Consider the following 19,854-nt stretch of genomic DNA (forward strand, 5'->3'; position numbering starts at 1 on the left):
TGCATCGCTATAGAGCGAAATTGCTGCGTTTAAATCACTGCGTGGCGCTCTATCCTTGAAGGCACTGAAACCATTGCTTGAGGAGTAACACCCATGTCCACACCAGCGGCCGAACAACCTGCAAACCCACAACCCACCATGCAAGCCATCGTGTTCGATGACTTCGGCGGCCCGGAAGTGCTGGTGGCGCGCGAGATCCCTGTCCCCGAGGTGCGCCCGCACGACCTGCTGGTGCGCAACGCCGCCATCGGCGTCAACCGGGCCGACCTGCTGCACCGCAAAGGGGCCTATGGCCGCGCCTACTTTGGCGATGCCGACACCATGGGGCTGGAGATTGCGGGCACTGTGGTCGCCATGGGGCCCGAGGTGCAAGGCTTTGCCGTGGGCGACCGCGTGATGGGCATCGTGGGCGGCGGTGCCTACGCCGAGCTCTCGCGCATCGACTACCGCATGGCCATGCCGGTGCCTGCGGGCATGGACCTGGTGGCCGCTGGCGCCGTGGCCGAGGTGTTTGTGACGGCGCACGAGGCGCTGTTCCACCTGGCGCGCCTGCACGCGGGCGAGTCGGTGCTGATCCATGCCGCAGCGGGCGGCGTGGGTTCAGCCGCGGTGCAACTGGCCCATGCGGCAGGAGCGCGCGTGTTCGCCACGGCAGGGGGCGACAAGCGCGGCGCTGTGCTGGGCTGCGGGGCCGATGTGTTCATCGACTACCGCAGCGAAGACTTTCAGGCGGTGGTGGCGCAGGCCACGCAGGGCCGGGGCGTGGATGTGGTGATCGACTTCATCGGGGCTCCGTACCTGCAGAGCAACGTGCGGTCGCTGGCCGACGGCGGGCGCCTGGTGTCGGTGGGGCTGCTGGGTGGTGCGCAGGGGGCGGAACTGCCCATGGACGTGGTGCTGTACCGCCACCTGCAGATCTTTGGCACCGTGATGAAGTCCCGCCCGCCCGAGGTCAAGCAGGCCATGGTCCAGCGGTTTGCCCAGCAGTGGCTGCCAGCCCTGGCCGCCGGGGTGATCCGGCCTGTGATCGACAGCACGTTTGCACTGGCCGACGCCGCGCAGGCCCATCGGCGCATGGAGTCTGGCGCCAGCATCGGCAAGATCCTGTTGCTGCCCGAGGCGCGCTGAGCGGGCAGGGCGTAGCGCCCATCGCCCAGTACCCAGCTTTAGGCCCACCTCAGCCCGCTGCGGCCGGCTTGCGGCACGCGGCAAACATGTCCAGCTCGGTGTTGTACGCCTCGGTCTTCACATCCATCAGGCCCAGCACCGAGTGGAAGTAGTGGTCGTGCGTGATGCGACGCTCGCCCAGGTCTTGCTGCAGGCAGCCCGTGGTGAGGTGGGTGCGGGCTTGCATGGCGGGTGACAGCCAGGTGATCCAGGGCACGTGTTTTTGCACGTCGGGCGCAATGGAGTAGGGCAGGCCGTGCAGGTAGATGTTGTTCTCCCCCAGCGACTCACCATGGTCTGCTACGTAAATCATAGCTGTCTGGGCATGTAGTTCCTGCGCTCCCAGCCACTGGAGCACTGAATCGAGGAAATGGTCGGTCTCGACGATGCTGTTGTCGTAGGCGTTGACCACCTGCTCGCGCTGGCATTCCTGCAGCGCGGTGGAGGTGCATTCGGGGCCAAACTTCTTGTTCTCGGGCGCGGAGCGCTTGTAGTACGCGGGGCCGTGGCTGCCCATCTGGTGCATCACCACCACGGTGCCACGCTGGCGCTGCTCGGCAGGCAGGGCGGCGATCTGGGCGTCCAGGTCCTTGAGCATCACGCGGTCCAGGCACTCGCCGCCAGCGCACAGCGCCGGGTCTTTCTGTGTGCTGATGCTGGTTTCACCCACGCGGTCGCACACGCCCTTGCAGCCCGACTGGTTGTCCACCCACAGCACGGCCAGGCCGGCTTGGTGCAGCACGTCGATCAGGCTTTCGTAGTTGGCCGAGCGGCCCTCGTAGCCCGTGCGGCCCAGGTGCGAATACATGCAGGGCACCGATGCGGCGGTGCTGGTGCCGCAGGACCAGGCATTGCGTGCGCTCACCAGGTCCTTGCGGGCCGACAGGCGGGGGGTGGTGTCGCGCTCATAGCCGTTCAGACCAAAGTTGCCGCTGCGGCCCGTCTCGCCCAGCACCAGCACCAGCAGCGGGGGCTTGGCTTGGCTGGCGTAGCTTGCGCCCAGCTGGGCGTCACGGCCCAGGGGCAGGATCTTGCTGGTGTCCATGCGCAGGGGCTTGGTGGCAATGTTGCCCAGCGCGTACACGCTGTTGAGCGGGTTGATCAGGTAGCGCAGCTTGGTGTGGTTGCGCATGGTCGATGCAAAGTCCTGGAACACCAGCAGCAGGCACACCACGATGACAGCGATGGAGCCCACCAGCAGCAGCCCGTTGTGCGCCACATGGCGCAGGGCCGTGAGGCGCTGCACGGGGCGGCGGTACAGCCACAGCAGCGGCGGCGCCGCCAGGATCAGCACCGTGCCCAGCATGCGCAGGTTGAGCAGGTCGCCAGCCTCCTTCACGTCGGTCTGCATCACGTTGACCAGCATGCTGGCGTCGATGGCGATGCCGTAGGCCAGCATGAAGTACGCACCAAACGCAGCCATCAGCACCAGCACCAGCACGGCGGGCTTGAGCGTCCAGCGCCAGGCCAGCAGGCTCAGCAGCGCCGCGTTGCCCGCTGCGACGATGAGCGCAAACGCCAGCGCAAAGCCCCAGCCGCGCAGGCTGCCCTGACCGGGCAACTGGGCCACTTCTTGCCACAGCGGCACGTTGCAGGCCGTGGCCAGCCAGGTGCTGACCAGCACCACCACCCAGGCGGGGTGCATGGGGCGGGGGGCGGTGGGTGTGGCGGGTGGCTTACCGAGGGCAGCCGAAGAAAAAGGCAGGTATTGCCGTAGAGACCAGGACATGGGGCGTAGTTTGCCCTTGGAGGCTTAAGACTGCGTTAATGCGCAACGCAATACCTACAGGCCGACGGGGATCAGCGTCCCCGCGTCCTGCCTCTGGCATGCGCCGGACGTTACCAACTCTCGCGGTGGCAGAGAGAGCCGTCCACCTTGGTGTTGCATATGCCTTGTATTGGTGTTTCCGATGGATCGACCGTCGCAAAGCTGGATGGTCGAGGCGCGCCGTCCTCTTGAATTATCACGGTTTGATTGCGGTGGCGGGAACCGCCGCCGACGCAGCATCGGGACGAATGTCCAACTTGAGAGCCAAGCCTTCGACCTTTGCATATCGCTTGATGCGTCCGATCAATTCGGCCGTCAGCACATGGCCTGCCGACAGCAGCAGGACACCTTCCTGTGAAAAAAGGTCCTTGCCCAAGGCCATGCCAGGCTCCAATTGCGCCGCAGCCACCGAAAGAAGTCGCTCGGGCGCGCGTGGCGACTCTTTTTGCATGATGTGCAAAAACAGATCGATGGCCTCGGCATCGAACTGCGTGCCACGGCCCCTTTGCAACACGGTGCGTGCTTCAGTATCGGTCAGCGGAGTGCCGGTCAAGTGCCCATGCGTGAGGTCGTCAAAGGTATCAACGACAGCCAGGATTCGTGCGCCGATCGGAATTTGCGCTCCCTCCAGCCGGTCCGGAAACCCGCTGCCGTCCCACCGTTCGTGGTGCGAGCGGATGATGGCGGCTACGGGTTGGTGTTCATCCAATGCCATGAACGCCTGGGCGCCAAGCACGGGATGGCGTTGGTAGCTGATCATCTCCTCGGCATTGAGCCGGCCAACCGGTTTGTTCAGGATGCTGTCGGGAAGTGCCATGAGTCCCATGTCGTGCAGCAGCCCTGCCACGAAAACATCTTGCAGGCTACTGTCCGAAAGCCCCATGGCTTGCGCAACCTTGCGTGCCTGACTGGCGGTGCGCTTTCCGTGCCCGACGAGCAAGCCACTGCGCAGCTCCATGAGGTTGGAGAAGATTTTGATGCTGGTCAGGTAGTTGCGTCGCAGTTGATCGTTGGCATGCTGAAGTTCGGTCGTTCGCTCCTGGACGCGGTCCTCCAGACCTGCATTGAGCGTGCGCAGTTCTTCATTCTGCTCTGCTGTCAGGGCCTGCAGACGCGCGCGGTCACGCTGTAGCAAACGGTGCTCTGCAGCTTGGCGCACGGTCAGGCGCAGCTCGGCTTCGTCCCAGGGTTTGTGGATGTACCGGTAAATCTGCCCGTCGTTGATGGCCGCGATGGTGGCGTTCATGTCGGCATAGCCAGTCAGCAAAATGCGGGCGGTGTCCGGCCAGCGTGCTCTGACATGTCCGAGGAACGCAGCTCCGTCCATGCCAGGCATGCGCATGTCGCTCACCACCACATCGACGATATGCGTTTCCATCAGTTGTAGGGCTTCGGTGCCGCCCGTTGCTTGCAGCACCTGGCAGTCTTCGGCGCGCAGCACGCGCTTGAGCGCAGACAGGATGCCTGGCTCATCGTCGACGCACAGCACTGTCCAAGGCTGCGCGGATGCGTCCAAAGGATGTGGTGACGGGGCGAGCCCTTGTGCCGCCGCCAGGCTGCCGTGAGGGCGGGGCGACATGGTGGAGAGGTCCGTCGGGGTCATCTTGCGTCGTACTCCATCGCTGTGGCTGAGTGAGTGGCCGCTGGGTCATGCTTGCGGCGGTGCCATACCGTTGCGCTGCACCGGCACAGTGACGCGGAAGGTGGTCCCGTGGCCTATCTCGCTGCTCACCTCAAGGCGGCCCCCGTGTTTTTGCACGATGCCATAGGACAAGGAAAGCCCAAGGCCTGTGCCTTGGCCCACCGGCTTGGTGGTGAAGAAGGGGTCGAAAATCCTTTGCAGGTTTTCTGGGGCGATGCCTGCGCCGTCATCGGAGACTTCCACCCAGGCGTCGCTGCCCTGCGTTCCAGTGCGGATGGTGATCGTTCCGCGTTCCTTGGTGATGGCGTGGGCGGCATTGACCAGCAGGTTCATGAACACCTGGTTCAGTTCGGATGGCAGGCACTGCACCTCTGGCACGTCGCCGTACTGCTTCACCACGTCAGCCTTGTACTTGATCTCGTTGTTCACGATGTTCAGCGTGGAGTCGATGCCCTGGTGCAGATTGACGCTCTCCCATTCCTGGCGAGCGTCGACGCGCGAGAAGTCCTTGAGGTCTTGCACGATCTTGCGCACGCGCTGAATCCCGTCGCGCGATTCACGCATCAGGTTGGGAATATCTTCCTTGAGGTAGTCGATATCCAGGTCCTCACGCAGTTGCCGCACGCGTCCGAGAGCCTCAGCATCCTGCAGGCTGTTCTCGGTGTCCTCGTAGGCGGACAGCATGCGGAACAGGTCCTGCAGATATTGTTCAAGCGTGCCGAAGTTGGAAAAAATGAAACCGATGGGGTTGTTGATCTCGTGGGCCACACCTGCAGCGAGCTGTCCGATAGATGCCAGCTTTTCCGACTGGATGAGCTTGTTCCTGGCGTCTGAGAGTTTGGAGTTCAGAACCTTCAATTCCTTGTTGGCTTGGAGCAACTCGCCAACGATCGCCCGGATCTGTTCATCGGACATCTCTGCAAGCGTCATCTCCGTGGGCTGATCGATAGTGCACAGGGATGGACTGCCATCGGTCGACTCTGTTGGCGCAGCCGTATTGGCGTCTTGGGCTGTTGCAATCATGGTGTTTCCTTTCGGGGGCGAAGCACGGACTCCAGTTGCTGAAACTCTTCTTCAATGCCACGCAGGAGCACGCCTGTGCGCTGCTCCGTCAGTGCAAGCCGCTGCCATACGCTGCGGTGGATCCCGGGCACGGCTTCGCTGGCCAGTTCTGCCAAGTCCAGCGCGTGTGCCAGAGCGTCGGCCACTTGGACCACGTCGGCCAACATGGCCTTGGGCGCGCTACCTGGCTGGTGGTGGCCCGCGATGGCCTCGGTGATCTCGGGAGCAAAGTGCCAGTGTTGGCATACCCACTGTCCCAGTTCGGCGTGGTGGACGCCCGTGAGCGCCTGTTCGGCCTCGAAGTACGGCAGGTCCTGGGAGTCCGCCCATTCCATGATGACGGCGGCCTCCTCGGGATAGTGGCTGTCCACAACGAGCCGACCTACGTCATGGAGCAGGCCGGCTGTGAAGGCCGCTGCCTCGTTCATGCCATGCAGCCGTGCGATGTGCCGTGCTGCCACTGCGCACGCGATGGAGTGCCGCCAGAACGCGTCGATGTGCAGGGCCTTGCCATGCAGTTTTTCGAATTGCACGGTGAGAGCCGCCGCTAGCACCAGCGTACCCAGCTGCCGCAAGCCCAGGACATTGATGGCGTCACGCACCGAGCCGATGCGATTGGACAGACCATAGAAGGGAGAGTTGGCCAGCTGCAGCACCTTGACCGACAGGGCTTGGTCGAGCTGCAAGGTATTGGCGAAGCTGTCTATCGATGCATCGTTTTGCATCATGAGGGCTTGCAGCTGCACGACCACGTTGGGAAGGGATGGCAGCGAGCGGATGTCGTCTGCCAGCGCTTGTCGGTCCAGTGTGATGCGAGGAGGAGGCATCGAGGAGACGGGCGGGGCATTCATAAGGGGACCCCGCGGTATTGGTACAGCGCCCGCCGCAGCTCCACAGGCACATCTTCGGCGGCAATCCGCCGGAAAAGGTATTCAAGCCGGGCCGCCACGGCGTGATCGGAGAGCGCGACAGAGGCCGCCGGACTGGCTATGGACCGTGGCTGATCCAGTACGCCACCTTCAATAGCGCTGGCCGGTGGCTCGGGTGGTGGTATGGCGGTGGGTGAGGTCATGATTGCGCCTGTTGGGAAACGTTGGGGATCAGTGTCAGAACCACTCCACGCGATGCGGCGTGGTCCAGCGCACGCACCCAGGCCTGCCAGTTGCGGCCGCCCAGCGATAGCGTGACCATGCGCATGGGCTGGCCGTCAGACGTGCTGGCTGCTGCAATCAGCGTTTCGTAGTCCTGCCCCAGCGCCTGGGCTGCCGTTGCTCCCAGCATGGGGGTGTCGGTGCCCAGCACACGCTGGAGTTCCAGGTTGGTCAGAACGATGGTGCCGTGGGAGTCCACCCCCAGCAATGCAACAGGCAGTGCGTCCAGCAGGTCGCGTGCGGTGTTGGCGCGGGCAGCCTCCAGATCAATCTGCCGCTGTTGGTTGCCCAGCACCTGCTCCAGCCGTTCATTGGCACGCGTGAGGGCCTCGCTCGCGCTGACCACCTCGGTCGCCAGTCGCTTGTTTTCGTCTGCCATCTCTTTGTGGGCAAATGCCTCGCGAACATGTTCGAGAAGGCGCTCGTCGTCCCAGGGCTTGGTCAGGAAGCGATAGATGGCGCCTTCGTTCACCGCATCGGTGATGGACTGGAGTTCGGTATAGCCCGAAAGCACAAGCCGGACGGTGTCAGGGTAGAGGTCCTTGGCGCGGCGCAGGAATTCGACGCCTGTCATGCCCGGCATACGCTGGTCCGAGAGCACCACGTCCACTTCATATTCCGTCATGCGCTGCAGTCCTTCTGCCCCGCCGCTGGCAGTGACGATGCGATAGCCGTCTCGGCGGAACAGTCGCTTGAGCGACGAAACGATGCTCGGCTCGTCATCCACCAACAGCAACGTGCGTTCGCGACGGCGGGAGAGCATGCTGTCGGGCAAGCGCTTGCGTTGCGACAACATCTGGATGAATGTTTCACCATTTACGGGCGAGGCCAATACGGGACCCTGCATCCGGTCACAACCACTGGCAATCAGCAAGGTGAGTTGGCCCGTGGTTTCCACCCCCTCTGCCATGACCTGCATTTGCAGACTGTGGCCCATGTTGATGATGGCCCGCGTGAGGGAGACCGCACCCACCGCCGCTGTCACATCGGGTACGCATGAGCGATCAATCTTGATCACATCCACCGGCAGACTGCGAAGCAGCGCCAGATTGGTGAAGTTCGCGCCGAAGTCCCCCAGGGTGATTTCCACACCCAATGCCTTGAGCTGGGAGAGCGTGGGCGCCAGCCCGTCGCCACCTTCGACCAGTGCGCGCTCGCTGATCTCCACTCCCAGGCTTTGGGGTGAAAGACCGTACTGCTTCATGGTGTGCCGCACCTTTTCGAACACGTCGTGCTGCTGAAGCTCCAGCGTGCTGATCCTTGTGCTCATGCGGGGCACCCGCACCTTCGTTTGCTCCCAGATCTGCAATTGGGCGCACAGCGCATTGCGCTTCCAGTCGCCAAGGCTGACGACCAGGCCCGACTGCAGTGCCACAGGCATGAACTCTTCCACTGGCACCGGGCCCAGTTCGGCACTCGTCCATTCAAGCACTGCCTGGGCTCCAATGACTTCGCCGCTCCCCAGGTCCGCCTGCAATTGGTAGGAGAGCGTTAACTCTCCGCGTTCGGCTGCATGGCGCAAACCCGACTCGATCGCCAGACGGCGCAGGGCCATCGCCCGGGTTTCCGGCGTGAATACCGCCACTTGCTCCCCTTGTGCATCGATGCGCATGCGCGCCATCTGTGCGGCCTCCAGCAGTTCGCCGGCGGCCTCAGCATCTTGCGGAAAACGGGCGACGCCCACGCAGGCGCTGGGCACGATTTCTGATACGCCCACCCGCTCGGCATGCGACAGTGCCTGCACCACGGCCCTGGCGTGGATATGGCCCGTGGCATCCAGACGGCTGCTTTGCGGCGACACCATGATGGCGAACTCGCCACCGTCAATGCGCGCCACGATATCGCCCGGCTCCGCCAGTGCTTTCAGTCGCTCGGCCACGGCCTGCGCCATGCTGTCTCCCGCGCCGTAGCCCATCGCCTGCTTGAGCTGGTCCACCTTGTCGACCTGAATCGACAAAACCAGGAAGGTGCTCGGGTCCCACCGTGCGTGGTTCACTGCTGCATCGATCTGGTCCAGCAAAAATGTCCGGTTGCTGAGCCCGGTGATCCCATCCTGGTGGGCCAATTGTTGAATGCGTTGTTCTGCCTCGCGCTGTGCCGTGATGTCCTGCACGATCAAGTACCCGTGCAAGCGCCCGGCAGCGTCTGCCTCAACCATGCCACGCTGGAGCACCTCCATGCGGGTACCGTCCTGGGCGATCAGCCGGTGCTGAAATTCGAACGGCTCGTCGGTGATAGCGCCTTGCCAGATCGCAGCGATGTACCCACGTTCTTCTACCGGTACCCATCGCAAGAAGCTTGCGCCACGCCGGGGCTGCGGACTGAAAGGCGTGCCAAGCAGCTGGTGCAGCCCTTTGGACGCGACCATCCGGCCCGTGGCCATGTCGATTTCAGCCGAGCCGCTGCGGCCGATGGTTTCGGCCTGCTCCAGCATGCGTGCGCGCCAAGTGGCTGAAAAGCCTGGGCCTTCACGCCGGGTGTCGTCCACCAGTGTCACCACCTCGGTGCCATCCAGCAGCTTGTGGAGCGACCGGGTGTAAGCCCGGCCTACCAGCAGACTGCCGTCTGCCCGTCTGCAATGCACTGCGCGAGTTTCACTACCGATGTGCTGCAGTTGGGGCCACAGGTCGGGCCATCGCTGCTCCAGGTGCGCAGCCGCTGCGTGCGTGTCGCTGTCATCGCCACCCAGCGTGCGAGCCATATGGCGGTTGATGAACAAAGGCCGCCCGTGCTGCATGACACACAGGCCCATCGGTGTGGAGTCGAACAGCTGGGCCTTCAGCCAATCCCTGGCTATCCCGCCAGCCAGGGATCGTGACAATGGGGCTTGCGATCCTGGTGGAGCGCCATCCGCAGGAAGGCGGGGTGAGGGGGCTGTTTCGGTGGTGATCATGCTGTCCTCTACAGGCAGGCCGCGATGAAATCGGCAGCCTGAGGGACATTATCATTTTAAAATATGATAATTGAAAGCATATTTATCAAATATTTTATATTTTGAGCGCAAATCTTTCTGCCCGGACCTCGCCACGGGGTGGGGATCTGATTTTTCCCCTCGGCCCGTGGCTGAGTATCAAAGTTGCGCAGCGTGGTGCTTCAAATGATCGCCGACAAAGCTCTGCACAAAGTAGTAGCCGTGGTCGTAGTCCGCGTGCCGGCGCAGCGTGAGCGGCTGGCCGATGGCCTGGCACGCGGCCTCGAACAGGTGGGGATGCAGCTGGTCGGCCAGGAATTTGTCGTCCAGCCCCTGGTCGATGAGGATGCCTGCCGGGTAGGGCGCGATGGGCTGGTGCTGCATCAGCACCGTGGCGTCGTGTTCCAGCCAGGTGGTGCGGTCGGGGCCCAGGTAGCCGGTGAAGGCCTTTTCTCCCCAGGGGCACTGGGTGGGCGCGCAGATGGGCGCAAAGGCCGACACCGTCTTGAACCGGCCGGGGTGGCGCAAGGCGAGTGTGAGCGCGCCGTGGCCGCCCATGCTGTGGCCGAAGATGCCCAGGCGCTGCCCGTCGATGGGCAGGTGCTGGCCCACCAGGGGCAGCAGCTCTTGCAGCAGGTAGCTCTCCATGCGCCAGTGGGTGTTCCAGGGGCTCTGCGTGGCGTCGAGGTAAAACCCTGCGCCCACGCCAAAGTCCCAGCTGGCCGTGGCGCCGGGCAGGGCCGACACGGCCTCGCCGCGCGGGCTGGTGTCGGGGGCGATCAGTGCCAGGCCCAGTTCGGCGGCCAGGCGTTGGGCACCGGCCTTGATCGCAAAGGTCTCTTCGGTGCAGGTCAGCCCTGCCAGGTACAGCACGGCGGGCACAGGGCCCTGCTGTGCCTGGGGCGGCAGGTACACCGAGAACTTCATCGGCAAGCCGATGGTGGTGGAGGCGTGCTGGTAAAAGCGCTGCTCGCCGCCAAAGCAGGCGTGGCTGCTGAGCAGGTCCAGAGGAGTGGTCATGGTGATTGCTCTTGAATTGATAGCTGCTCAGGCAATAACTCGTAGCGCTTGAGGCAGTTTTCGCTTGTAGGGGCCTTAAAAGACGGCTCCAGGCCGTTTGTCATGGCCCGCCGGGGTCGGCACCCAGAATGCCCGGTTGTCTCAGGGGCTGTGGGTGCTGGCGAGTAGCCAAGTTACGCGGCGTACTTGACGACCGAGCGGATTGACTTGCCTTCGTGCATCAGGTCAAAGGCTTCGTTGATGTCCTTCAGGCCCATGGTGTGGGTGACGAACGGGGCAAGCTGGATCTTGCCGGCCATTGCGTCTTCGACCATGCCGGGCAGCTCGCTGCGGCCCTTGACGCCGCCAAACGCCGTGCCTAACCACTTGCGGCCGGTGACGAGCTGGAAGGGGCGGGTGCTGATCTCTTGCCCCGCACCGGCCACGCCGATGATGACCGACTGGCCCCAGCCCCGGTGCGCGCATTCGAGTGCGGCGCGCATCACGTTGACGTTGCCGATGCACTCAAAGCTGTGGTCCACGCCCCAGGTCGTCATCTCCACGATGACCTGCTGGATCGGCTTATCGAAGTCCTTGGGATTCACGCAGTCGGTGGCGCCAAAGGTGCGGGCCAGGTCGAACTTGGAGGGGTTGGTGTCGATGGCGATGATGCGCCCGGCCTTGGCCAACTTGGCGCCCTGGATCACGGCCAGACCAATGCCGCCCAGGCCGAACACGGCCACGGTGTCGCCTTCTTGCACCTTGGCGGTGTTTTTGACGGCGCCCAGGCCCGTGGTCACGCCGCAGCCCAGCAGGCAGACCTGCTCGGGGTTGGCGTTGGGGTTGACCTTGGCGAGCGACACCTCGGCGACCACGGTGTATTCGCTGAAGGTGCTGCAGCCCATGTAGTGGTAGATGGGTTGGCCGTTGTAGCTGAAGCGCGTGGTGCCATCGGGCATCACACCCTTGCCCTGCGTGGCGCGCACGCTCACGCACAGGTTGGTCTTGCCGCTCTTGCAGAACAGGCATTCGCCGCATTCGGCGGTGTAGAGCGGGATCACATGGTCGCCGGGCTTCACGCTGGTCACGCCTTCGCCCACTTCCACCACGATGCCCGCGCCTTCATGGCCCAGCACTACGGGGAACAAGCCCTCAGGGTCGTCACCGCTCAGGGTGAAGGCGTCGGTGTGGCACACGCCGGTGTCGGTGATCTTGATGAGCACTTCGCCCTTTTTGGGCGGGGCGACGTCGATCTCGACGATCTGCAGAGGTTCTCCGGCTTTGAAGGCTACGGCGGCGCGGGATTTCATGGGGTGGTCCTTTCGGTCAATCGGGTAGGGAATGGGTGGGGTGTGGGCTATTTGAGGTACGAGCGAAGCAACGCCAGCGTTTCGTCAATGGCTTGCTGCGACGGCGCCGGTTTTTCAGCCATCGTCTCGCGCACATGGCTGTCGAGCAGGTCAGCCATCAGTCCGTGCACAGCGCCACGCATGGCCGCCAGCTGCTGCAGGATGGGGGCGCAGTCGCTGCCCGCCTCCACCGCGCGCTCCAGCGCCTCGGCCTGGCCCTTGATACGGCGCAGGCGTGTGATGGCGCGTTGTTTGTCCTCGGTAGTGTGGGGCATGGGCAGGCGGCTGGCTGGTCGTTCATTAGGGTGTACTGGGCGGCAGTATAAAAGACAAGCGCATATGCTGATTGCGCTACAGGTATTAAAAGGGCTATTACTCAGGGGGAGTATTCAGAAATTGGCAGTGAACCCCTCTCGATGAGTCATTAAAAAAGCCCGCAGGCACTGCCTGCGGGCTTTGTGGGGTGCGGGAGCGGCGCAGTGCGCCGCTCCGATCAGCGGCTGGCCAGGGGAGGCACGTCGCGGCGCACGGAGCCGGTGAACAGCTGGCGGGGGCGGCCGATCTTGTACTCGGGGTCGCCGATCATTTCGTTCAGCTGGGCGATCCAGCCCACGGTGCGGGCCAAGCTGAAGATGCCGGTGAACAGGTTCACCGGGATGCCGATGGCACGCTGCACGATGCCGGAGTAGAAGTCCACGTTCGGGTAGAGCTTGCGCTGCACGAAGTAGTCGTCTTCCAAGGCGATCTTTTCCAGTTCCTTGGCCAGCTTGAACAGCGGGTCGTTTTCCAGGCCCAGCTCGGCCAGCACTTCATTGCAAGTCTCTTGCATGAGCTTGGCGCGGGGGTCGTAGTTCTTGTACACCCGGTGGCCAAAGCCCATCAGCTTGACGCCGGAGTTCTTGTCCTTGACCTGCTTGATGAAGTCGCCGATCTTTTCCACGCCGCCTTGGGCCTGGATGTCGTACAGCATGTTCAGTGCAGCTTCATTGGCGCCGCCGTGGGCAGGGCCCCACAGGCAGGCCACGCCAGCGGCGATGGCCGCAAACGGGTTGGTGCCCGACGAACCGCACAGGCGCACGGTGGAGGTCGAAGCGTTCTGCTCGTGGTCAGCGTGCAGGATGAAGATGCGGTCCAGCGCGCGTTCCAGCACGGGGTTGACCTTGTACTCTTCGCAGGGCGTGCCGAACATCATGCGCAGGAAGTTGCCTGCGTAGCTCAGGTGGTTCTGCGGGTACATGTAAGGCTGGCCCATGCCGTACTTATAGGCCATGGCGACCAGCGTAGGCATCTTGGCGATCAGGCGGATCGCGGCGATCTCACGGTGCTGCGGGTTGTTGATGTCCGTGCTGTCGTGGTAGAAGGCCGACAGGGCGCCCACCAGACCGGTCAGCACAGCCATGGGGTGCGCGTCGCGGCGGAAGCCACGCAGGAAGAACTGCATCTGCTCGTTGACCATGGTGTGGTTGGTCACGCGGCTGGTGAAGTCGGTCTTTTGTGCGGCGTTGGGCAGGTCACCGTACAGCAGCAGGTGGCAGGTTTCCAGGAAGTCGCAGTTTTCGGCCAGCTGCTCAATGGGGTAGCCGCGGTACAGCAATTCGCCCTTGTCACCATCGATGTAGGTGATGGCCGACTGGGTGGCTGCTGTGGACAGGAAGCCCGGGTCATAGGTGAACATGCCCGTCTGCGCATACAGCTTGCGGATGTCGATGACGTCCGGGCCGATGCTGCCCTGATAGACCGGCAGGTCCACGCTGGGGCTGCCGTTACTGAACGACAGGGTGGCTTTGTTGTCAGCTAGCTTCATTGTTACTTTCCTTGGGTAGGTTGCCGATACGAATCCGGTCTTGGTGCGAGGGCCGGGTGTCAGGCATGCACTGCCGTGGCGCCACCGCTTTGTCTCAGCATGCCGAGCACTTCACGCGCTTCTTGTGTGTCTTGGTCGCCCGAGGGCTCTCGCCGCCGCAGCAGCAGGTCCAGCAGGTCGTTGTCCGCCAGATCCATCAACGCGTTGAGGCCTTGCGCATGGCGCTGCGTCAGCGTCGATTCGAAGCGGTGGAAGAACTTCTCGATGAACAAGTCGTTCTCCAGCAAGCCGCGCCGGCAGCGCCAGTGCAGCTTGCTCAGCTCGCGTTCGTCCAGCAGCGGCGAGGCCGCCTCTGGCGCGATGGATGGGGTGGATAGCGTTTGCATGGACCGGTGTGTAGGACGATGAACGGGCCGCGCTCAGATGGCGCGGCGCACCATCAATTCCTTGATCTTGCCGATGGCCCGGGTGGGGTTCAGACCCTTGGGGCACACGTCCACGCAGTTCATGATGGTGTGGCAGCGGAACAGGCGGTACGGGTCTTCCAGGTTGTCCAGGCGCTCCGTGGTGGCTTCGTCGCGGCTGTCGGCGATGAAGCGGTAGGCCTGCAGCAGGCCAGCGGGGCCCACGAACTTGTCGGGGTTCCACCAGAAACTGGGGCAGCTGGTGGAGCAGCTGGCGCACAGAATGCACTCGTACAGGCCGTTCAGCTCTTCGCGCTCTTCCGGCGACTGCAGGCGCTCGGTTTCGGGCGGCACGTTGTCGTTGACGAGGTACGGCTTGATGGAGTTGTACTGCTTGAAGAACTGCGTCATGTCCACGATCAGGTCGCGGATGACGGGCAGGCCGGGCAGGGGCTTCAGGACCACGGTGCCGGGCAGCGTGTTCATGTTGGTCAGGCAGGCCAGGCCGTTCTTGCCGTTGATGTTCATGGCGTCCGAGCCACAAACACCTTCGCGGCAGGAGCGACGGAACGACAGGGTGGGGTCTTGCGCCTTGAGCTTCATCAGGGCGTCCAGCAGCATGCGTTCGCTGCCGTCGAGCTCGACTTCGACGGTCTGCATGTAGGGCTTGGCGTCCTTGTCAGGATCGTAGCGGTAGATTTGGAAGGTGCGTTTTGCCATGGTGGGTGCTCCTGTATCCGTTTAGAACGTGCGAACCTTGGGCGGAACTGAGTCCACGGTCAGGGGTTTGAGTTTGACGGGCTTGTAGGTCAGGCTGTTGCTCTCGCTGTGCCACAGGGTGTGCTTCATCCAGTTGGCATCGTCGCGGCCCAGGGGTGCCACTGGGTCGTCTGCGGGGCGCTCGTAGTCGCTCACGGTGTGGGCGCCCCGGCATTCCTTGCGTGCAGCGGCAGACACCATGGTGGCTTGCGCAGCTTCGATCAGGTTCTCGACTTCCAGCGCTTCGATGCGGGCGGTGTTGAACACCTTGGAGTGGTCCTTCAGGCCCACGCTGTTCACGCGGTTGCGCAGCTCGGCAATCTTCTTGACGCCTTCGTCCATGCTCGCTTGCGTGCGGAACACGCCGGCGTGCAGCTGCATGCTGGCGCGGATGTCATTGGCCACGTCTTGGGCGTATTCGCCGCTGCTGGCGCCTTGCAGGCGGTTGAGGCGCTCCAGGGTGCGGTCGGCCGCGTCCTTGGGCAGGGGCTTGTGGTTCTTGTTCTTGTCGTTGAACTCGACGATGTGGTTGCCGGCTGCGCGGCCGAAGACCAGCAGGTCCAGCAGCGAGTTGGTGCCCAGACGGTTGGCGCCGTGCACCGATACGCACGAGCATTCGCCCACTGCGTACAGACCGTTGACCACCAAATTGTCGTTGCCGCCTTGCTGCACCACGACCTGGCCGTTGATGTTGGTGGGGATACCACCCATCTGGTAGTGGATGGTGGGCACCACAGGAATCGGTTCCTTGGTGATGTCCACGTTGGCGAAGTTGACGCCGATTTCGTACACCGAGGGCAGGCGCTTGTGGATGGTGTCTGCACCCAGGTGGTCGAGCTTGAGCAGCACGTAGTCCTTGTTAGGACCACAGCCACGGCCTTCCTTGATTTCCTGGTCCATCGAGCGGGACACGAAGTCGCGCGGTGCCAGGTCCTTCAGCGTGGGCGCATAGCGCTCCATGAAGCGCTCGCCATTGCTGTTGAGCAAGATGGCGCCTTCGCCACGGCAGCCTTCGGTCAGCAGCACGCCCGCGCCGGCCACGCCGGTAGGGTGGAACTGCCAGAACTCCATGTCCTCCAGCGGAATGCCGGCGCGTGCGGCCATGCCCAGGCCATCACCGGTGTTGATGAAGGCGTTGGTCGAGGCTGCAAAGATACGGCCTGCGCCACCGGTGGCCAGCAGGGTGGTCTTGGCTTCGAGGATGTGCAGGTCGCCGGTTTCCATTTCCAGCGCCGTCACGCCCACCACGTCGCCGTCGGCGTCGCGGATCAGGTCCAGGGCCATCCACTCCACGAAGAAGTTGGTGCGGGCCTTCACGTTTTGCTGGTACAGCGTGTGCAGCATGGCGTGGCCGGTGCGGTCGGCCGCAGCGCAAGCGCGTTGCACGGGCTTTTCGCCGTAGTTGGCGGTGTGGCCGCCGAAGGGGCGCTGGTAGATCGTGCCGTCGGTGTTGCGGTCAAACGGCATGCCCATGTGTTCCAGGTCGTACACGACCTTGGGGGCTTCGCGGCACATGAACTCGATCGCATCCTGGTCACCGAGCCAGTCGGAGCCCTTGATGGTGTCGTAGAAGTGGTAGTGCCAGTTGTCCTCGGACATGTTGCCCAGCGAAGCGCCGATGCCGCCCTGGGCCGCCACAGTGTGCGAACGGGTGGGGAAGACCTTGGAGAGAACCGCAACGTTCAGGCCCGCGCGGGCCAGTTGCAGGGATGCCCGCATGCCGGAGCCGCCGGCCCCGATGATGATGACGTCAAACTTGCGCTTGGTGATGTTGGCTTGTGTGTAGCTCATTGTGTACCTTCAATCGCGGGAATCAGAGACGCCACAGAACCTGGATGCCCCAGCCGGCGCAGCTGACCAGCCAGACGATGCTGAACACTTGCAGTGCCAGGCGCAGGCCCACGGGCTTGATGTAGTCCATCAGGACTTCGCGCAGGCCGACCCATGCATGCCAGGCAATCGCGACGATCACGGAGAAGGTCAGCACCTTCATCCACTGGGCCGAGAAGATACCCGCCCATTTGTCGTAGCCGATGGGGCCTTTGGAAAAGATGACCTGGGCCAGCAGGGCCAGGGTGAACAGCGCCATCAGGACTGCCGTGACGCGCTGGCTGAGCCAGTCGCGCAGACCATAGTGGGCGCCGACGACGACGCGCTTGGAACCGTAATTGACGGACATGGAAATTTCCTCTCGTTCTTCAACAGGCGCTGACTTACAGCGGCCGCCGTTTTTGTGGGTTGATCAGTACAGGCCGAACAGCTTGGCGCCCAGCACCAGGGCCAGCCCGATGCTGATGACCAGAACGGTCAGTGCGGAGCTCTTGCCAAATTGCTTGTTCACGGCGCTGTGGCTCACGTCCATCCACAGGTGGCGCAGGCCGGCCGTGAAGTGGTGCAGGTAGGCCCAGATCAGCGCCAGAGCGACCAGCTTGATGAACCAGCCGGGCACAAAGCCGATGCCGATGTTGAAGGCCGCCGAGAATTTGGCGAACGAGATTTCGGAAGACACCGAGGTGTCGAACATCCAGATGATGAAAGGCAGCAGCAGGAACATGATCAGTCCGCTGGCGCGGTGCAAGATCGAAACCCACGCAGCAGGCGTCATGCGGTAGGTCGTCAAGTCCTTGAAGGCATTGATGTTGCGGAATTCAGGCCGTTTTTTGGCTAGTTCTGTCATTTCTGGTGCTTTCGTGGATGTAACTGCTTTGTAATTTGAAGATGCAAAGAACGCAAAATTCTATTGCAACGCAACACAAGGGTTTAGCCGGGCTTGAAATTTTCGACGTTAATGCTCGGGTGCCAGCCTGCTGTCAGCTCAATTCATTACGGTAGTGGTGGGTATCGGTGCGATACAGCCCCCGGCGTAACTCCATGGGAACATCGTTATAGGTGTAAGCGATGCGCTCGACGCTCAGCAGCGGCGTCACGGGTGTGATTTGCAGCAACTGGGCCTGTTCATCGTCGGGCAGCACGGCGCGGATTTTTTCTTCGGCCCGCACCATGCGCACGCCAAAGTCGAGTTCAAACATGGCGTAAGTCGGCCCTTGGTAATTGGCCAGCTGCTCGGCTGTGAGGCCCTTGAAGGCCTGGCCGGGCAGCCAGATGTCTTCCAAAATGGTGGGCACTCCCGCAAAAGACAGGATGCGCCGGGCCTGCATGACGGCATCGCCACTGCGCAAGGCTAGAGCACGGGCCACATCGGCGTTGGCGCGCACGCGGCGGCAATCGATCACGCGGCGCTGCGCGGGGCCCTCCACACGGGCGTCTCCGGTGTCGGGCAGCAGCTTCAGAAAGCGGTACTGCACATGCTGTTCGGCGTGGGTGGCCACAAAGGTGCCTTTGCCTTGCCGGCGCATCACCAAGTTTTCGGCGGCCAGTTCGTCAATGGCCTTGCGCACCGTGCCCTGGCTCACGCGAAAGCGCGCGGCCAGCTCCATTTCGCTTGGGATGGCCTCGCCGGGCTTCCATTCACCCTGTTGCAGGCTCTGCAGGATCAGTCCCTTGATCTGCTGGTACAGCGGGCTGAACGCTGGCGTGGCGACGCCCGCAGCGCCTTGCGGAGCGGCGGGGTTGTCGGCTGCGAACGGAAGCGATGACATGGTGTGGGTGTGTAGGTTGTGCGTGTGCTGTGGTGCGGCAGTGCGGTTGCCCCATGACAATCGGACGACAAATAGGTTGCAATCATATCTTATATAAGACATAAGACAAATTGACCGAGGTGTCCAATCGGGGGTAAACTCCAATGCTGTTTTGCGGGGCACGGGCTACTGGTGACAGGCGCTGGTGCTTGCGTTGCACTCACACCTGTTTTCCTCACTTCCTGGAGTTTTCACCATGAGCAAGAAGCCCGTTCGCGTCGCTGTCACCGGCGCCGCCGGTCAAATCGGTTACGCCCTGCTGTTCCGTATCGCCTCCGGCGAAATGCTGGGCAAGGACCAGCCGGTCATCCTGCAATTGCTCGAAGTGCCTGTCGAAGGTCCTCAAAAAGCGCTCAAGGGCGTGATGATGGAGCTGGACGACTGCGCCTTCCCGCTGCTCGTCGAAATGACCGCCCACAGCGACCCCATGACCGCCTTCAAGGACGCTGACTACGCACTGCTGGTCGGTTCGCGCCCCCGTGGCCCTGGCATGGAGCGTGCCGAGCTGCTGGCTGTCAACGGCGCCATCTTCACGGCGCAGGGCAAGGCCCTGAATGCAGTGGCATCGCGTGACGTGAAGGTGCTGGTGGTGGGCAACCCCGCCAACACCAACGCCTACATCGCCATGAAGTCGGCCCCCGACCTGCCACGCAAGAACTTCACCGCCATGCTGCGCCTGGACCACAACCGTGCTGCCAGCCAGATCGCTGCCAAGACCGGCAAGGCCGTGGCTGACATCGAGAAGCTGACCGTGTGGGGCAACCACTCGCCCACAATGTACGCCGACTACCGCTTTGCCACCATCAAGGGCGAAAGCGTGGCCAAGATGATCAACGACCAGGAGTGGAACGCCAACACGTTCCTGCCCACCGTCGGCAAGCGTGGCGCAGCCATCATCGAAGCCCGGGGTCTGTCGTCGGCAGCGTCTGCAGCCAATGCGGCCATCGACCACATGCGCGACTGGGCTCTGGGCACCAACGGCAAGTGGGTCACCATGGGTGTTCCATCCAATGGCGAATACGGCATTCCCAAGGACGTGATGTTTGGTTTCCCCGTGACCTGCGAAAACGGCGAGTACAAGATCGTTGAAGGTCTGGACATCGACGCGTTCTCGCAAGAGCGCATCAACATCACGCTGGCCGAACTGCAAGGCGAGCAAGACGGCGTCAAGCACCTGCTGTAAACAAGCTGGTGAACGAC

General features: G+C 62.9%; 17 protein-coding genes. 2 read left to right on the forward strand and 15 right to left on the reverse strand.

Annotated elements, in window-relative coordinates; genetic code table 11:
* Positions 1 to 93: 93 nt before the first annotated feature.
* Complete coding sequence (locus DNK89_RS16300; protein WP_238990840.1) at positions 94 to 1,128, forward strand: NAD(P)H-quinone oxidoreductase; 1,035 nt, start codon at positions 94 to 96, stop codon at positions 1,126 to 1,128.
* Between the two features lie 49 nt (positions 1,129 to 1,177).
* Here the strand turns inward: DNK89_RS16300 and DNK89_RS16305 are convergent, their stop codons facing one another.
* The 15 genes from DNK89_RS16305 to DNK89_RS16380 all read right to left on the reverse strand — a co-directional run bounded on the left by DNK89_RS16305 (position 1,178) and on the right by DNK89_RS16380 (position 18,615).
* Positions 1,178 to 2,896: a phosphoethanolamine--lipid A transferase gene (locus DNK89_RS16305; protein WP_110960986.1), complete on the reverse strand. Its 1,719-nt coding sequence runs from the start codon at positions 2,894 to 2,896 to the stop codon at positions 1,178 to 1,180.
* A gap of 235 nt (positions 2,897 to 3,131) precedes the next feature.
* Positions 3,132 to 4,514 carry an HD domain-containing phosphohydrolase gene (locus tag DNK89_RS16310; RefSeq protein ID WP_110961304.1) on the reverse strand — a complete coding sequence of 461 codons (1,383 nt, stop codon included), beginning with the start codon at positions 4,512 to 4,514 and terminating at the stop codon, positions 3,132 to 3,134.
* Between the two features lie 69 nt (positions 4,515 to 4,583).
* A complete protein-coding gene (locus tag DNK89_RS24970) occupies positions 4,584 to 5,600 on the reverse strand; it encodes an ATP-binding protein (RefSeq protein WP_110960987.1) in 1,017 nt (338 codons plus the stop codon).
* A complete protein-coding gene (locus DNK89_RS16320) occupies positions 5,597 to 6,466 on the reverse strand; it encodes an HDOD domain-containing protein (protein WP_161958946.1) in 870 nt (289 codons plus the stop codon). Before DNK89_RS16320 ends, DNK89_RS24970 begins: the two co-directional genes overlap by 4 nt.
* 241 nt (positions 6,467 to 6,707) lie before the next feature.
* Complete coding sequence (locus DNK89_RS16330; RefSeq protein WP_161958947.1) at positions 6,708 to 9,542, reverse strand: EAL domain-containing protein; 2,835 nt, start codon at positions 9,540 to 9,542, stop codon at positions 6,708 to 6,710.
* 318 nt (positions 9,543 to 9,860) lie between these two features.
* Entirely contained in the window at positions 9,861 to 10,721 is an 861-nt protein-coding gene (fghA, locus tag DNK89_RS16335; protein WP_110960991.1) for an S-formylglutathione hydrolase, read from the reverse strand.
* Between the two features lie 173 nt (positions 10,722 to 10,894).
* Positions 10,895 to 12,010, reverse strand: coding sequence for an S-(hydroxymethyl)glutathione dehydrogenase/class III alcohol dehydrogenase (locus DNK89_RS16340; RefSeq protein ID WP_015015063.1), 1,116 nt, complete (start codon positions 12,008 to 12,010; stop codon positions 10,895 to 10,897).
* A 47-nt stretch (positions 12,011 to 12,057) separates the two neighbouring features.
* Positions 12,058 to 12,324: a metal/formaldehyde-sensitive transcriptional repressor gene (locus DNK89_RS16345; RefSeq protein WP_110960992.1), complete on the reverse strand. Its 267-nt coding sequence runs from the start codon at positions 12,322 to 12,324 to the stop codon at positions 12,058 to 12,060.
* Positions 12,325 to 12,542: 218 nt separating this feature from the next.
* Positions 12,543 to 13,853: a citrate synthase gene (locus tag DNK89_RS16350; protein ID WP_056064903.1), complete on the reverse strand. Its 1,311-nt coding sequence runs from the start codon at positions 13,851 to 13,853 to the stop codon at positions 12,543 to 12,545.
* 59 nt (positions 13,854 to 13,912) lie between these two features.
* Complete coding sequence (locus DNK89_RS16355; RefSeq protein WP_056747015.1) at positions 13,913 to 14,239, reverse strand: succinate dehydrogenase assembly factor 2; 327 nt, start codon at positions 14,237 to 14,239, stop codon at positions 13,913 to 13,915.
* Positions 14,240 to 14,272: 33 nt separating this feature from the next.
* Positions 14,273 to 14,977, reverse strand: a complete 705-nt coding sequence (locus DNK89_RS16360) for a succinate dehydrogenase iron-sulfur subunit (protein ID WP_015015057.1) — start codon at positions 14,975 to 14,977, stop codon at positions 14,273 to 14,275.
* Between the two features lie 21 nt (positions 14,978 to 14,998).
* Positions 14,999 to 16,807, reverse strand: coding sequence for a succinate dehydrogenase flavoprotein subunit (gene sdhA / locus DNK89_RS16365; protein ID WP_015015056.1), 1,809 nt, complete (start codon positions 16,805 to 16,807; stop codon positions 14,999 to 15,001).
* A 22-nt stretch (positions 16,808 to 16,829) separates the two neighbouring features.
* Entirely contained in the window at positions 16,830 to 17,195 is a 366-nt protein-coding gene (gene sdhD / locus DNK89_RS16370) for a succinate dehydrogenase, hydrophobic membrane anchor protein (RefSeq protein WP_015015055.1), read from the reverse strand.
* A 63-nt stretch (positions 17,196 to 17,258) separates the two neighbouring features.
* Complete coding sequence (sdhC, locus tag DNK89_RS16375) at positions 17,259 to 17,693, reverse strand: succinate dehydrogenase, cytochrome b556 subunit (protein ID WP_056064896.1); 435 nt, start codon at positions 17,691 to 17,693, stop codon at positions 17,259 to 17,261.
* A 133-nt stretch (positions 17,694 to 17,826) separates the two neighbouring features.
* Complete coding sequence (locus tag DNK89_RS16380) at positions 17,827 to 18,615, reverse strand: GntR family transcriptional regulator (RefSeq protein WP_110961305.1); 789 nt, start codon at positions 18,613 to 18,615, stop codon at positions 17,827 to 17,829.
* Positions 18,616 to 18,850: 235 nt separating this feature from the next.
* On the opposite strand from DNK89_RS16380, the gene DNK89_RS16385 reads away from it, so the two are divergent.
* Positions 18,851 to 19,837 carry a malate dehydrogenase gene (locus DNK89_RS16385; protein WP_015015052.1) on the forward strand — a complete coding sequence of 329 codons (987 nt, stop codon included), beginning with the start codon at positions 18,851 to 18,853 and terminating at the stop codon, positions 19,835 to 19,837.
* The last annotated feature ends 17 nt before the right edge of the window (positions 19,838 to 19,854 follow it).

Origin of the sequence: Acidovorax sp. ST3 (assembly GCF_003231145.1) — a bacterium.
Classification (GTDB): Bacteria; Pseudomonadota; Gammaproteobacteria; order Burkholderiales; family Burkholderiaceae_C; genus Acidovorax.